A 14,415-nucleotide genomic window follows, 5' to 3' on the forward strand; every position below is an offset into this window, starting at 1 on the left:
TTGTAGTTATTTGAGAGACTAAAAAAGCCGCCGAAACGGGCAGCAAGAAGAAAATGCAGGGGGGTGCCAGCTATTGTAGCGGGCTTTAGCTATTTATCTAGTGAAAAAATCGCCAGAAAATGCGCTCCGCTGGCAACCTGTTTTTCCAACTGTTATTGTGGAGGGATTAAACGGTGTCATCACCGTTCGGAAAAAACAGGAGTTGTAAGCATGTTTACTGGTATTGTGCAGGGCACTGCCAAAGTGGTGTCCATTGATGAAAAACCTAATTTCCGTACTCATGTTGTTGAGCTGCCGGAATATATGCTTGAGGGCATCGAAACCGGCGCCTCGATTGCCCATAACGGCTGCTGCCTGACCGTGACCGAAATTAACGGCAACCAGATTAGCTTTGATTTAATGAAAGAGACGCTGCGGATCACTAACCTGGGCGAGCTGGTGGTAGGCGATACCGTCAACGTTGAGCGCGCGGCGAAGTTCAGCGATGAGATTGGCGGTCACCTGATGTCCGGGCACATCATGACCACTGCCGAAGTGGCGAAAATCGTGACCTCGGAAAATAACCGTCAAATCTGGTTTAAAATGCAGGACCCGTCATTAATGAAATACATCCTCTATAAAGGATTTATTGGCATTGACGGGATTAGCCTGACGGTGGGAGAAGTGACGCCAACACGTTTTTGCGTGCATTTAATTCCTGAAACGCTGCAGCGCACCACGCTGGGCGCCAAAAAACTGGGGCATCGCGTGAATATCGAAATCGATCCGCAAACCCAGGCGGTGGTGGATACGGTTGAACGCGTGCTGGCAGCTAAAGAAGCCGCAATAATAAAGACCGTAGAAGAAGAATAAAAAATAACCCCGGATAACCGGGGTTATTTTTTTAGCGTGCGACACGCAGTCCGTGTTCAATCCCCCGGCTGAATACCACCTGCCAGAGCTGAATATCCCGTGCGCGAAACGCCCCCGCGCAGGCATTCAGATAATAGCTAAACATCCGTTTGAATCGTTCTGAATAGTTGTCCGCAATCTCGGGCCAGGCTTTCTGGAAACGTTCATGCCACGCCATTAAGGTGGTGTCGTAGTCCGCGCCAAAGTTATGCCAGTCTTCCATCACGAAATGGGATTCACTGGCGTTGGCGATCTGGCGAACGGACGGTAAACAGCCATTCGGAAAGATGTATTTATTGATCCACGGGTCAACGTTATTGTCGGTCCGTTTAGAGCCGATGGTGTGCAGCAGGAAGAGCCCGTCCGGTTTCAGATTACGATCCACCACCTCAAAGTAGGTATCGTAGTTTTTTGGCCCCACGTGTTCGAACATGCCGACGGAAACGATCCGGTCGAACTGCTCGTTCAGGTCACGGTAGTCCTGCAGCCGGATATCCACATCGAGACCCTGACAGCGCTCTCGCGCCATTTTTTGCTGTTCCGCTGAGATCGTCACGCCGACCACGCTGACGCCATAGTGCTTCGCCATAAAATACGCCAGCCCGCCCCAGCCGCAGCCGATATCCAGCACGCGCATGCCGGGCTGTAGCTGCAGTTTTTCACTGATCAGACGCAGCTTGGCCTGCTGTGCTTCCTCAAGCGTCGACGCGTCTTTCCAGTAGGCGCAGGAGTATTGCATGAAAGGGTCCAGCATGCGGCTGAACAGGTCATTGCCGAGATCGTAATGCTCTTTGCCGACGATCCAGGCGCGTTTTTTACTTTGCAAGTTAAACAGTCGGGCAGAGGCGACACGCAAGGTGTCTTTCAGATTGCGGGGGAGTTGATTTTCCAGACCGGCACGCAACACGCTGGCAAAAAAGATATCCAGCCGTTCACATTCCCACCAGCCATCCATATAACTTTCTCCCAGGCCTAGCGACCCTTCCCGCAACACGCGTTTAAAAAAGTCGGGATGTTTAACCTGGGGATCGGATGGCGAAGATCCGTTGATAGTGATGCCTGCTCGACCTAACAGTTCACTGACGATCCGGGACCAGTTGTCGTCCGGAACGCTGACTTCTTCTATACACGATGAACTCATAGCTTCTCCATCACCCTGATGTGATCAGAACCTTCAAACAGCGTAGACGCTTTTTTTGGTTTGTGAGAAATCTCACGGTAAATACCGCGAGGCTAGTATCCGACGTAGAACAGAGGAAGGGAGATAACCCTTGCCGAAATGCCTTCCATGGTAAAACGGGAGCACTCCGGCTCCCGTTAACACTTAATATTTATCGTATTTAATTGAACCAAATTTAGTATAGGCCTCAAAATTTGGTGATTCAATAGAAAATTGTTAGCAACCTAATCACTGAAATGTAACATGATTTCTGGCGCAATCAGGCATGCGAGGTTTCCACCTGCGCACCGCTATCCTGCTCACGCTGCGCGGACGCCTGCATGCGGTAACCCAATACCGCCAGCGCAACGGTGACCAGCATCACGCTGGTGGTGGTCAAAAGCGGCGTCGCAATCAGCGCCGAGACCACCAGGCTTGCCAGGAAGCACAGACCCAGCTGCAGGGTATTTTGCAGCGCGGCGGCGCGGCCAGTCGCCTGCGGGAACGGACGTAACGCCTGTGCCACCACGATCGGGTAAATCGCCCCGTTCGCCACGGCCATCACGCAGAAGGGAATCAAAATTTCAGCCAGGCCCGCGCCCGGAATAAACCCGACGGCCCAGGTACCGATGACGCTCAGCGCATAGAGCACCAGCAGCCATGGCAGCATCTGCTGGCCTTCCCATTTTTGCAGCGCCGCGCGGCAGCCGTACCCGCCCACCAGGAACGCGATGGTCTGCGGAACATAGCTCAGACCGATGGCCGCCGGGCTGTAGCCCATATCGTGCAGAATAAACGGCGAGCCAGTGAGCCACGCGAAGAAGCTGGCCGAACAGGCGGCATAAATCAGGACATTCCCGCGATACGCCTTGGCGCTCAGCAGGGAGGTGAAGGTAATCGGCTTCGCGTCGGCATGCGCCTCTTTTTTATGCGCGGGTTTAAGGGCAAACGCCGGCAGCATCAGCACCAGCGTGATGGCAAACAGCGTGGCAAAAATGGCCTGCCAGTCAAAGTGCGCGAGGATCCAGCTGCCCAGCAGCGGAGCCAGGGCAGGGGAAAGACCCACCAGCGGCATAATGGTGGCGAAAATACGGTTTGTGCGGTTAGCCGGATAGTAGTCGGTGACCAGCGCCTGCCAGGTCACCGCCGCAGCACAGACGCCCACGGCCTGAATAAAGCGCAGCACCAGCAGCCAGGTAGCATCGCGCACCCACAGCATCCCCAGACAGCCCACGGCAAAAATGGCCAGACCCAGCAGCAGTACCGGTTTACGGCCAAAGCGATCCGAGAGCGGTCCCCACAGGAGCTGCGCGAAAGCAAAACCGGCAAGGAACAGGCTCAGGCTGGCGCTGATGGCCGCCGCAGGGGTTTGCAGGTCTTCCTGCATCGCGGCAAACGCGGGCAGGTACATGTCGGTGGCCAAAAAGCCCAGCACGCTTAAGCCGCCGAGCCAGACTAAAAATCCTTTCCTGGGTTGCATTCTCTTATTCTCCTGAGGAGGCAGGTGTACGTTGGCGCAGAGTGTAGGGAGTGCAAAGCGGCTTGTGAAACGCTAATATTTGGCGGGTGCATTCAAATTTTTTGCAGGCAGAAAATGTGGTCAGATTATTCTCTTGAAGTGGTCGATGCTGTTGCGCGTAACGGCAGCTTTAGCGGTGCAGCGCAGGAGTTGCACCGCGTCCCTTCGGCCATCAGCTACACGGTGCGTCAGCTTGAGGAGTGGCTGGCGGTTCCGCTGTTTGAACGGCGGCATCGCGACGTGGAATTAACGCCCGCAGGCGCGTGGTTTTTGAAGGAAGGGCGTTCTGTTATCAAAAAAATGCAGATCACCCGCGAACAGTGTCAGCAGATCGCCAACGGCTGGCGGGGACATCTCTCCATCGCGGTGGATAACATCGTGAAGCCGGAACGCACCCGGCAGATGATCGTGGATTTCTATCGTCATTTCTCTGACGTTGAGCTGCGGGTCTCGCAGGAGGTGTTCAACGGGGTGTGGGATGCGTTGGCGGACGGCAGGGCGGAGATGGCGATTGGCGCGACGCAGGCGATCCCGGTTGGGGGACGTTACGCCTTTCGCGACATGGGGATGCTGAGCTGGAAATGCGTGGTGGCACGCGATCATCCTCTGGCGGCGATGGACGGGCCGCTGAGCGACGATACGCTGCGTAACTGGCCCTCGCTGGTGCTGGAGGATACGTCCCGCTCATTGCCCAAGCGTATCACCTGGCTTCTGGACAATCAGCGGCGGGTGGTGGCCCCTGACTGGGAATCGTCGGCAACGTGCCTCAGCGCCGGGCTGTGCGTCGCGATGGTGCCCGTTCATTTTGCGCGTCCGCGCATCGATACCGGAGAATGGGTTGAACTGACGCTGGAGAATCCATTCCCGGACGCGGCCTGCTGCCTGACCTGGCAACAAAATGATGTCTCGCCCGCCATGGCCTGGCTGCTGGATTATCTGGGAGACAGCGAAACGCTAAACCGGGAATGGTTACGGGAGCCAGCGTAGCTGGCCCCGTCAAGGGATTAACGACGGTAGTCGCGGAACGGACCATCCGCAACGGAACGGCGTTCAATCAGGCGCGGGTGAACTTCAATGGACTGCGACTCTTCGCGTTTGTTGACGATTCTGTCCAACAGCATATTGAAGGCCGTTTCGCCCAGCGAATCTTTTGGCTGGTGAATGGTTGTCAGCGCCGGGGTGAAGAAGCGCGCGTTACGCACGTTGTCATACCCGATCACGGAAATATCCTGCGGTACGCGCAGACCCAGCTCATCGGCGGCGCAGAGCGCACCCATGGCCATGATGTCACCCCCGCAGAAAACGGCGGTCGGGCGGTGCGGCTGGGAAACGATCTGCTGCATTGCGCGATAGCCTGATTCCGGCTCAAAGTCGCCCTGCACGATCCAGTTTTCCGGCACGGTGATCAGCGCTTCTTCCATCGCTTTCATAAAACCGGCCAGACGGCCCGCGCCGGTGTTACGCTCCAGCGGACCCGGGATCACGCCAATTTCGCGGTGACCGCGTTCGATCAGGTAACGACCCGCCATGTAACCGCCTTCAAAGGCGTTGTCGATAACGGAGTCGGTGAAGTCCGCGCGCGCTTCACCCCAGTCCATGACCACCATGGGGATATGGCGATACTCTTCGAGCATCGACAGCACGGATTCCGGGTACTCGGAACACATCACCAGCAGGCCATCCACGCGCTTCTGCGCCATCATCGACAGGTAGGCACGCTGTTTTTCTATGCTGTTCCATGCGTTGCCCAGAATCAGGGTATAGCCTTTCTGGAAGCAGTTCTTCTCTACCGCTTCAATGATCTCGGCAAAATAGGCCGCTTCACTGCTGGTGGCCAGCAATCCAATGGATTTGGTGTGATTAACCTTGAGGCTGCGCGCAACCGCACTTGGCGAATAGTGCAGCTCTTTGATCGCTGCCCAGACGGCGTTGCGCGTCTCTTCCGCCACGAAGCGGGTTTTGTTAATTACATGTGATACGGTTGTAGTGGAAACGTTTGCGCGTTTTGCTACGTCTTTAATTGTTGCCATTAAATGTCACTCCAGACCATATCCTAAACTCCTGAAAAACTTGAAGGTAAACGTTTGCCTTCTCTCACCCTTATCACGCAATCTTGAATTGCGGCACGCCGGGAAAACGACACGGGACGTCAGGAGGGGGTCAATGGCCGGTACGCTAATAAATTTAGCGTGGAATTTTGTCCTATCTTGATGAAAAGGGGAAGAGGTAAAGTGTTTATCAGCCTAAATCCAGGAAGATTTTTGACGTAAATTATGCAAAAATGAGCAGGCTCACTTTTCGTGGGGGGATTAAAAGGAGAAAAATTGATGAGTTCCGATCTGAAGTTTTCGCTGTTCACCACCGTTGTTGTGCTGGCTCTGATTGTCGCGGCGGGTCTGACGGCCGCGCTGCACTGATTTACGCGGAGGGAGAGCCTTCTCCCTCCCGCTCACCCCGATTGTTACTCCTAAGGCAAAAATCTTTTGCCATTTTGTTAACTTCTCATTTTTTGTGATTGATGTCATGCTTTCCGCTTCTTTGTTCTGTGTCACCACATGACACGGCATCCGGAGTTGACGCATGAAAATCAATTTTCCCCTGCTGGCCCTGGCGATTGGCGCTTTTGGGATTGGCACCACTGAATTCTCCCCGATGGGGTTACTGCCCGTCATCGCCCGCGGCGTGGACGTCTCGATCCCTGCGGCAGGCATGTTAATCAGCGCCTATGCTATCGGCGTGATGGTGGGGGCGCCGCTGATGACGCTTCTCCTTTCGCACCGCGCGCGCCGCAATGCGCTCATTTTCCTGATGGCGATTTTCACCCTCGGTAACGTGCTTTCGGCCATTTCGCCGGACTACACCACGCTGATGCTGTCGCGTATTCTGACCAGCCTCAACCACGGCGCGTTCTTTGGGCTGGGGTCGGTTGTGGCGGCAAGCGTGGTGCCAAAACATAAGCAGGCCAGCGCAGTGGCCACCATGTTTATGGGCCTGACCATTGCTAACATCGGCGGCGTTCCTGCGGCAACCTGGCTGGGCGAGGTCATTGGCTGGCGGATGTCCTTCCTGGCGACGGCCGGACTGGGCGTAGTCGCGATGGTGGCGTTGTTCTTCTCCCTGCCAAAAGGCAGCGCGGGTGAACGCCCTGACGTACGCAGAGAGCTGTCGGTGCTGGTGCGCCCGCAGGTGCTCTCTGCGCTGCTTACCACCGTGCTGGGGGCAGGGGCGATGTTTACCCTCTACACCTATATTTCACCTGTGCTGCATGACATCACCCACGCAACGCCTCTCTTTGTGACCGCGATGCTGGTGCTAATTGGCGTGGGCTTCTCGATTGGCAACTATCTCGGCGGGAAATTTGCCGACCGTTCGGTGAGCGGAACGCTGAAGGGCTTCTTAACCCTGCTGATTGTTATCATGATCGCCATTCCGTGGCTGGCGCGTAACGAGTTTGGCGCCGCGGTGGCGATGGTCGTCTGGGGGGCTGCAACGTTCGCTGTGGTGCCACCACTGCAGATGCGCGTGATGCGCGTCGCGCATGAAGCGCCGGGCCTCTCATCCTCGGTCAATATTGGTGCCTTCAACCTGGGCAATGCGCTCGGTGCGGCGGCCGGTGGGGCCGTGATTTCAGGGGGGCTGGGGTACAGTTTTGTGCCGGTGATGGGGGCGATTATTGCCGCGCTCGGCCTGCTGCTGGTGATGATGTCGGGTCGTAAACAGCCAGAAGCAGCCTGCGCTGCGGAATAAACCAAAAACGCAGAAGGGCGAACCCTTCTGCGTGTCTCTTACGCGGCGAAGTTCTTCGCCACAAAGTCCCAGTTAACCAGTGCCCAGAAGTGCTCCAGGTAGTTAGGGCGCGCGTTACGGTAATCGATGTAGTAAGCGTGTTCCCATACGTCCACGGTCATCAGCGGCTTAGCGCTGGTGGTCAGCGGGGTGCCCGCGTTAGAGGTGGACACGATAGCCAGTTTGCCATCCGCCTCTTTGACCAGCCACGTCCAGCCCGAACCGAAGTTCTTGATGGCGGCATCGGTGAACTTCGCATTGAAATCCGCGAAGCTGCCAAAGGCGGCATTGATGGCGGTAGCCAGTTCACCGGCAGGTTCGCCACCGGCGTTTGGCGCCAGGCAGTGCCAGTAGAAGGTGTGGTTCCACACCTGAGCGGCGTTGTTGAATACGCCACCCTCAGAACTGCGCACGATCTCTTCCAGCGTTTTGCCTTCAAAATCGGTGCCCTTGATCAGGTTGTTCAGGTTGGTGACGTACGTCTGGTGATGCTTGCCGTAGTGATATTCCAGGGTTTCCGCAGAAATGTGCGGGGCCAGGGCGTCTTTTGCATACGGTAGTGCAGGTAATTCGAACGACATTGCTTCTCTCCTTATTGTATTTTGTGTTGTCAATAACCACACAGACAACAAGGACAGGATAGCAAATTGAAAGGGTATGCAAAAGAGGAACTTACCCTGCCACGGGTGTGGCAGGGCAGGGGTTAGCGAATGGTTTTCGGCGTCATCACGCGGCGTGCGCCGACGTAATGGCGTACCCAGTAGTCTTCACTGAGAGAGGTGATCTGAATATCCTGGCCGCTACGCGGTGACTGGATGAATTTTCCGTTGCCGACATAGACGCCAACGTGGTCAGCTGTCCCGCGGCCTTGCGTGCGGAAGAAGACCAGATCGCCGTTCTCCAGCTCTCCACGGTTGACCGGGGACGCGTCGCGCAGGTGGTACATTTCGTTGGCGGTGCGCGGAATGCGGAACTTGACCAGATCTTTATAGGCGTAATAGACGAGGCCGCTGCAGTCAAAACCGGTACGCGGCGAAGTCCCGCCCCAGTGATAAGGTTTGCCAATCTGCCCCATCAGCTTGTTCATTGCGGTTTTTTGCGCTTTCTGGACGCGTACTTTATGCACTTCCGCTATTTTGGTGACCTTGGTGCATTTCGCCTTATGGCCTTTACGCGCGATGCATTTTTCAGTCACGAGGTTAGCGGCGGTTTGCGAAGCTTTACTTTTGGCGGTGTGGGCAGTGCGGGAAGAAGTGGTTTTCGTCTTGCTGGAAGCGGTTTTTTTAGTCTGTGTGTTTGTCTTTTTCTTGTCGTTCTTAGCGGTGGTTTTTTTCTTACGTTCTGTGGCTTTCACCAGATGGTTTTTTTGTACAGCAGAATGCCGCGCCTGCTGAGAGGCGTTTGCCACTGGCGTGAAAGTGAGTGAAGTAAACAGTAAAGCACAGAGCGTGATCGAGATTTTATTTATCCGCGCCACTGGGCAGTCCCCTGATAAATGCAGGTCATCAATAATACCCGCGTGTGATTTACAAAGCCCGTCGATTCTAATCCATAAAAAGCCAGAAAGTTAATACCATTTTTCAATCTCTAATCCTGTTTCGTTAGCAAGTGCAAAAAAATTCATCGTTCTGTCGTACATTTGCCCATTCCCTAAGCAAAACCCTGGCCGCTGCAGGGGTAAACACCATTTGCAATGCAACTTTTCGTGACTCGGAGTAGAATGTCTATACGTGACAAAAATGTTATTTTCCGATGCCAGTCTGAACCGCTACAATGTCAGACGAATGCCGTAACAGAAGTTAAAGGAAGCAAGACATGAGCACCACTATTGAAAAAATCCAGCGCCAGATCGCTGAAAACCCGATTCTGCTGTATATGAAAGGTTCTCCAAAGCTGCCAAGCTGCGGCTTCTCCGCGCAAGCGGTTCAGGCGCTGTCTGCCTGTGGTGAGCGTTTTGCTTACGTTGATATCCTGCAGAACCCGGACATCCGCGCTGAGCTGCCGAAGTACGCGAACTGGCCGACGTTCCCACAGCTGTGGGTAGACGGTGAACTGGTTGGCGGTTGCGATATCCTGATTGAAATGTATCAGCGCGGTGAACTGCAGCAGCTGATCAAAGAAACCGCGGCGAAGTACAAAACGGAAGAGCCTGACGCAGAGTAATTTTCTGCGGAAATAAAAAAGCGACCTGCTATGTGGTCGCGGTTTTTTTTTGCCGGGTGGCGCTGCGCTTACCCGATCTACGATTGGCGATCGGCCTCATCACCCATCGGCAGCGGCCAGCCGCCCAGACGCTTCCAGCGGTTGACGATCTCACAGAACAGCTCTGCGGTACGCTCCGTGTCATACAGCGCGGAGTGCGCCTGCGTGCCGTCGAACGGAATGCCAGCCGTAATACAGGCCTTTGACAACACCGTTTGTCCCAGCGCCAGGCCGCTCAGCGCGGCGGTGTCGAAGGTGACAAAAGGGTGGAAGGGGTTGCGTTTGAGCGACGCGCGCTCCGCGGCAGCCATGGTAAAGCTGTGATCGAAGGTGGCGTTATGGGCCACCATAATGGCGCGGCTGCAGTTGCTCTCTTTCATGCCTTTACGCACCATTTTAAAAATGGCGTGCAGCGCGTCATATTCACTGACGGCACCGCGCAGCGGGTTATGCGGATCGATACCGTTAAACGCCAGCGCTTCCGGCTGTAAGTTTGCCCCTTCGAAAGGTTCAACGTGGAAATGCAGCGTGGTGTCCGGTGTAAGCCAGCCCTGTTCATCCATCTTCAGCGTGATGGCGGCAATTTCAAGCAGCGCATCGGTTTTAGCGTTAAATCCGGCTGTTTCTACATCAATGACAACGGGATAAAAACCACGAAAACGGTCGCACAGACCGCTAAATTGAGCGTTATCGGACATCAGGGTCTCTTACATGGGGAAAAAGCAGAGCGCATTATGGCAAATTTTGCGGGGTGATGCAGTAAAACTACGGGCGCACGTTGCGCCCTGAGGGATCAGTTGCCCAGACCGCGACCGGCGTCTTTGGCTTCAATCAGCTCGATTTTGTAACCGTCCGGATCTTCCACAAACGCAATCACGGTGGTGCCGCCTTTTACCGGGCCCGCTTCGCGCGTGACGTTACCGCCATTTTTGCGAATGCGTTCGCACGCGTCGGCCGCGTTATCCACTTCCAGCGCGATATGGCCGTAGGCCGTGCCCAGCTCATAGCTGTCAACGCCCCAGTTGTAGGTCAGCTCGATCACCGCTTCATCCGTTTCCGGGCCGTAACCCACGAATGCCAGTGAGTATTTATATTCCGGGTTTTCGCTGGTGCGCAGCAGCTTCATGCCCAGGACGTTAGTGTAGAAATCGATAGAACGTTGCAGGTCGCCAACGCGCAGCATGGTGTGAAGTAGGCGCATAATTTCCTCATTAACCAATGGAATAAAAAAGCTTTTTGATCAGAAACGATGTTTTAGTATAGCGGCGAACTGTCGCCGCTATCAATGAACAATGGCGAGATTACAGTGAAGGGTAGTCGGTGTAGCCTTCCGCGCCGCCGCCGTAGAAGCTTTCCGGACGCTGCGGGTTGAGCGCCGCTTTTTTCTGCAGGCGAGCAACCAGATCCGGGTTGGCGATGTAGTCGCGGCCAAACGCGACGGCATCGATCAGCCCTTTATTAATCAGATCTTCGGCTTTCTCAGGCGTATAAGCACCTGCACCGATGATCACCCCGTGGAAGCGCTCGCGCACTTTCTGGCGGAAGGCTTCAGTGTAAGGCTTACCGCCAGCCCAGTCAGGCTCGGACATGTGCAGATAGGCAATACCGCGTTTGGCCAGCTCTTCAATCAGATAAAGCGCATCCGCTTCCTCGTTCGGGCCGTTGTCGACGTTCTGGAAAGACCCGATTGGGGAGACGCGGATCCCGATACGGTCCGGGCTCCACTCCTTGCATACCGCATCCACCACTTCAAGCACCAGACGGGCGCGGTTTTCGACGCTGCCGCCGTACTGGTCGGTGCGGTGGTTAGACGACGGTGACAGGAACTGGTGCAGCAGATAGCCATGCGCGGAGTGCAGCTCAATCAGGTCAAAACCGGCTTCACGGGCGTTGGCCACGGCCTGACGGAAATCGTTAACAATCCCCGGAATTTCGTCCAGCTCCAGCGCGCGAGGCATAGAGGTATCCACGCGGATCGCGTTGCCGTTTTCATCGCGCAGGGAAGTGCGGGTATTGGCGCTCAGGGCCGACGCAGAGACCGGTGCCTGACCGCCAGGCTGGATGCTGCTGTGTGAGATACGACCGGTATGCCACAGCTGGACCGCAATACGACCCTCTTCAGCGTGAACGCCCGCGGTGATTTTCTGCCATGCCGCGATCTGTTCCGGGCTGTGAAGGCCCGGCGCACCGGCGTAACCCTTCGCCTGAGCAGAGATCTGCGTGGCTTCGGTGATGATCAGGCCAGAGCTTGCGCGTTGACGATAGTATTCGCCCATCAGCGGGGTGGGGATGTCACCCGGCTCAATGCTGCGCAGACGGGTCAGCGGAGCCATGAACACGCGGTTTGGCGCCGTGACGGCACCCACTTTCAATGGGGTAAACAGTTTTTCAGCTGACATAAAGACTCCTGAGTAGACCAGTCGACTAGTGATAAGGTAAATAAAAAGCGCCCGTTATACGCCAGGCGCAGTAATGCTGTTTTTCACATGTGCCAGCGCGCTTTCCAGCGGCACGGCACTGCGCGAAATTTTTGCCTGCAGGTTGGCCCCTAACCAGAGGGAGTAGAGCACCTGAGACTGCATTAAGGGGTCGCCGGTAAAGGCCAGCGTTTTTTCGTCGCGGCCTTTTTCCAGCGCCTGGGCCAGCAGGGCGATCACGCCGCGGGCACCCTTATCCATCGCCGAGCGCATATCTTCGGAAAGATCGCACACCTCGGCAGACAGCTTGACCGTCAGGCATCCGCTGATAATGCCCTGCTGACAGAACTGGTTCAGCGTTTCCTGATAGTAGTTCAGAACACGATCCCGATAGTTTCCTCCACCCGACGCAAAGTGGGTCGCCAGACGCTGGTGGTAGCCCGCGTAATGACGCTCCAGCATTGCCACGCCAAAGGCCTCTTTGGACCGGAAGTAGTGATAAAACGACCCCTTTGGTACCTCAGCGGTTTTTAATAACTCGCTCAACCCCATACCGGTAAACCCGCGATGCATGCAAAGACGCTCGCCGGTTGCCAGTAGATGTTCGCGGGTATCGTGTTCAGTATTTCTGCTCATGGCCGCACTCTAATAGACCGTTCGGTCTAATGCAAGCGAGTTTATTGCCGACATGCGTTCAGAATATCCAGCTGCTGTTGATAAACCGTTGATTTGACGTCCATCATACCCAATACGGTTGAGAATAAATTGTCCTGGGAGACCGCATTTTTTGCTGCATGGTCGCGTAAACACTGTTCATTAATGCCATAGTTTTTCGCGTAGTCCGGTGACAGCCAGAACATAAACGGAATGTGCGTTTGCTGCTCCGGCGCCAGCATGTACGGCGTCCCGTGCAGATAAATGCCGCTTTCACCCAGTGACTCACCGTGATCCGAGAGATAAATCAGCGCGGTATTCATGCTTGCCTGACGAGCTTTCAGCGCATCAATGGTTTTGCTGACCATGCTGTCGGTATACAGGATGGTGTTGTCATAGGTATTCATCAGCGCCTGATGATCGCAATCCTGAATCTCGTTGGTGTCGCAGGTTGGGGTGAATTTCCGGAAAGTGTCCGGGTAACGGCGATAGTACGCCGGACCGTGGCTCCCCATCAGGTGGATAACCAGCACCGTGTCCTGCTTCAGACCATCCAGCACGTTGTCCAGACGGTAGAAATTCACATCATCAATACAGGATTTGTCTTTGCAGAACTGATCCAGATTCCATTGCGTCATATCGGTATGCGGTACGCGATCGCAGGCGCCTTTACAGCCGCCGTCGTTGTCGCGCCACAGCAAGTTGATACCCGCATGCTTGAGCACATCGAGCAGACCTTCCTGATGGTGCGCCAGGTCGGCATCGTATTTGCTACGCGTCATGCCCGAGAACATGCACGGAACGGAAACGGCGGTTTCAGTGCCGCATGAGGAGGCCTGCGGGAAGTTAATCACATCCTGCTTTTTCAGCTCCGGGTTCGTTTCACGATCGTAACCATTCAGGGAGTAGTTCGCCGCGCGAGAGGCTTCACCAACGACCAGTACCAGAACGGTTTTCTTTTGTTGACCTGAAATCAACGGTCCTTTATGGGCATCTTCGCCAATCCGTACCAGCGTTTGATCGCCGGCAAACCAGCGCATTTTGCTGTACTTCACCACGGCGCTGACATAGTTGGCCGGGGTCACCATTTTGACGATGCTTTTGTTGTTGCGAAACAGCGAGGCGTAATCTTTATAAAACACGGCGGCAATCAGGATAATCACCAGCAGAGCGCCAAGCATCGCGGCAACGCGCGTCAGCAGGGCATACCACCATTTCCCGGTACGAATGCGGGTCAGCGCCAGCACCACGGAAGGCACGAGGCCAGCAATAACAATCCACAGAATCATCTGCGGCGTCACCAGGGCTGTCGCTTCCTGAGAGTTGGTTTCGAACACGTTCACAATCATGTTCTGATCGATCACCGCGCCGTAGGTGTACATAAAGTAGGTTGCCGCGGCGCATCCGATCGTCAATACAATCAGCAGCGGCTTGCGGATATAGGGGATATTCAGCAGGCTAAAGACAATCACCCAGCCGCAAAACAGCACCAGCGGTACGGACGCGGCAAAGAGGATGTCGTGCAGGTGCGCAGGGGCAATAATGGCCCAGCTGCGCTGGATAAACAGCCCGTTGATTAGCGTAAAGAAGAGTGCACAGCCCAGAGTAAATTTAATGTCGTTACATTGTAACTTTTTGATTAACCACATCGATCGGTAAACCTGTCATTGTCATGATGGGCCGAGTATAAAGAGGGAAGATTAGTGAAACCTTAATGCCACAAATCTGTGGTATAGGCCTTGCACGTGGCGCGTTTAGCGTCTTCACTGTAGGTGAGAGTGGTTATC

The 14,415-nt window shown here is 55.1% G+C and carries 15 protein-coding genes; 5 read left to right on the forward strand and 10 right to left on the reverse strand.

Going from position 1 to position 14,415, the window contains the following annotated elements; genetic code table 11:
* The first annotated feature begins 210 nt into the window (after window positions 1-210).
* Window positions 211-852 (forward strand): riboflavin synthase, encoded by a 642-nt coding sequence (locus ACMWJS_RS02460; RefSeq protein WP_047348807.1) that lies wholly within the window; start codon window positions 211-213, stop codon window positions 850-852.
* 31 nt (window positions 853-883) lie between these two features.
* Here ACMWJS_RS02460 and cfa read toward each other — a convergent pair whose 3' ends face one another.
* Complete coding sequence (gene cfa, locus ACMWJS_RS02465; protein ID WP_008500601.1) at window positions 884-2,032, reverse strand: cyclopropane fatty acyl phospholipid synthase; 1,149 nt, start codon at window positions 2,030-2,032, stop codon at window positions 884-886.
* 298 nt (window positions 2,033-2,330) lie between these two features.
* Window positions 2,331-3,530, reverse strand: a complete 1,200-nt coding sequence (punC, locus tag ACMWJS_RS02470) for a purine nucleoside transporter PunC (RefSeq protein WP_045910322.1) — start codon at window positions 3,528-3,530, stop codon at window positions 2,331-2,333.
* Between the two features lie 114 nt (window positions 3,531-3,644).
* On the opposite strand from punC, the gene punR reads away from it, so the two are divergent.
* Entirely contained in the window at window positions 3,645-4,556 is a 912-nt protein-coding gene (gene punR, locus ACMWJS_RS02475) for a DNA-binding transcriptional activator PunR (protein WP_045910323.1), read from the forward strand.
* A gap of 17 nt (window positions 4,557-4,573) precedes the next feature.
* Here the strand turns inward: punR and purR are convergent, their stop codons facing one another.
* Window positions 4,574-5,599, reverse strand: a complete 1,026-nt coding sequence (purR, locus tag ACMWJS_RS02480; RefSeq protein ID WP_008500597.1) for an HTH-type transcriptional repressor PurR — start codon at window positions 5,597-5,599, stop codon at window positions 4,574-4,576.
* A gap of 297 nt (window positions 5,600-5,896) precedes the next feature.
* Between purR and ACMWJS_RS02485 the strand changes: the two genes are divergently transcribed.
* Window positions 5,897-5,986 (forward strand): YnhF family membrane protein, encoded by a 90-nt coding sequence (locus ACMWJS_RS02485; RefSeq protein ID WP_008500596.1) that lies wholly within the window; start codon window positions 5,897-5,899, stop codon window positions 5,984-5,986.
* Between the two features lie 163 nt (window positions 5,987-6,149).
* The gene (locus ACMWJS_RS02490) at window positions 6,150-7,316 is read left to right on the forward strand and encodes an MFS transporter (RefSeq protein ID WP_048030744.1); all 1,167 of its coding nucleotides are present in this window, start codon (window positions 6,150-6,152) and stop codon (window positions 7,314-7,316) included.
* A gap of 38 nt (window positions 7,317-7,354) precedes the next feature.
* On the opposite strand, the gene sodB is transcribed toward ACMWJS_RS02490, so the two are convergent.
* Together sodB and ACMWJS_RS02500 are read right to left on the reverse strand one after the other, a co-directional pair.
* Window positions 7,355-7,936, reverse strand: coding sequence for a superoxide dismutase [Fe] (gene sodB / locus ACMWJS_RS02495; protein ID WP_334754763.1), 582 nt, complete (start codon window positions 7,934-7,936; stop codon window positions 7,355-7,357).
* Window positions 7,937-8,058: 122 nt separating this feature from the next.
* Entirely contained in the window at window positions 8,059-8,832 is a 774-nt protein-coding gene (locus tag ACMWJS_RS02500; RefSeq protein WP_023327204.1) for a C40 family peptidase, read from the reverse strand.
* A gap of 338 nt (window positions 8,833-9,170) precedes the next feature.
* On the opposite strand from ACMWJS_RS02500, the gene grxD reads away from it, so the two are divergent.
* Window positions 9,171-9,518, forward strand: coding sequence for a monothiol glutaredoxin 4 (gene grxD, locus ACMWJS_RS02505; protein WP_003832760.1), 348 nt, complete (start codon window positions 9,171-9,173; stop codon window positions 9,516-9,518).
* Between the two features lie 77 nt (window positions 9,519-9,595).
* Here grxD and rnt read toward each other — a convergent pair whose 3' ends face one another.
* The 5 genes from rnt to eptA all read right to left on the reverse strand — a co-directional run bounded on the left by rnt (window position 9,596) and on the right by eptA (window position 14,277).
* Complete coding sequence (gene rnt, locus ACMWJS_RS02510; protein WP_048030742.1) at window positions 9,596-10,255, reverse strand: ribonuclease T; 660 nt, start codon at window positions 10,253-10,255, stop codon at window positions 9,596-9,598.
* A 95-nt stretch (window positions 10,256-10,350) separates the two neighbouring features.
* A complete protein-coding gene (gene gloA, locus ACMWJS_RS02515) occupies window positions 10,351-10,758 on the reverse strand; it encodes a lactoylglutathione lyase (RefSeq protein ID WP_008500591.1) in 408 nt (135 codons plus the stop codon).
* Between the two features lie 100 nt (window positions 10,759-10,858).
* Window positions 10,859-11,956 (reverse strand): alkene reductase, encoded by a 1,098-nt coding sequence (locus ACMWJS_RS02520; RefSeq protein ID WP_039023853.1) that lies wholly within the window; start codon window positions 11,954-11,956, stop codon window positions 10,859-10,861.
* A gap of 54 nt (window positions 11,957-12,010) precedes the next feature.
* Window positions 12,011-12,610: a TetR/AcrR family transcriptional regulator gene (locus ACMWJS_RS02525; RefSeq protein ID WP_334754764.1), complete on the reverse strand. Its 600-nt coding sequence runs from the start codon at window positions 12,608-12,610 to the stop codon at window positions 12,011-12,013.
* 41 nt (window positions 12,611-12,651) lie between these two features.
* The gene (gene eptA, locus ACMWJS_RS02530; RefSeq protein WP_334754765.1) at window positions 12,652-14,277 is read right to left on the reverse strand and encodes a phosphoethanolamine transferase EptA; all 1,626 of its coding nucleotides are present in this window, start codon (window positions 14,275-14,277) and stop codon (window positions 12,652-12,654) included.
* Window positions 14,278-14,415: the final 138 nt, after the last annotated feature.

It is taken from the genome of Enterobacter sp. HK-058-C-ECC (genome assembly GCF_047531125.1).
Classification (GTDB): domain Bacteria; phylum Pseudomonadota; class Gammaproteobacteria; order Enterobacterales; family Enterobacteriaceae; genus Enterobacter; species Enterobacter quasiroggenkampii.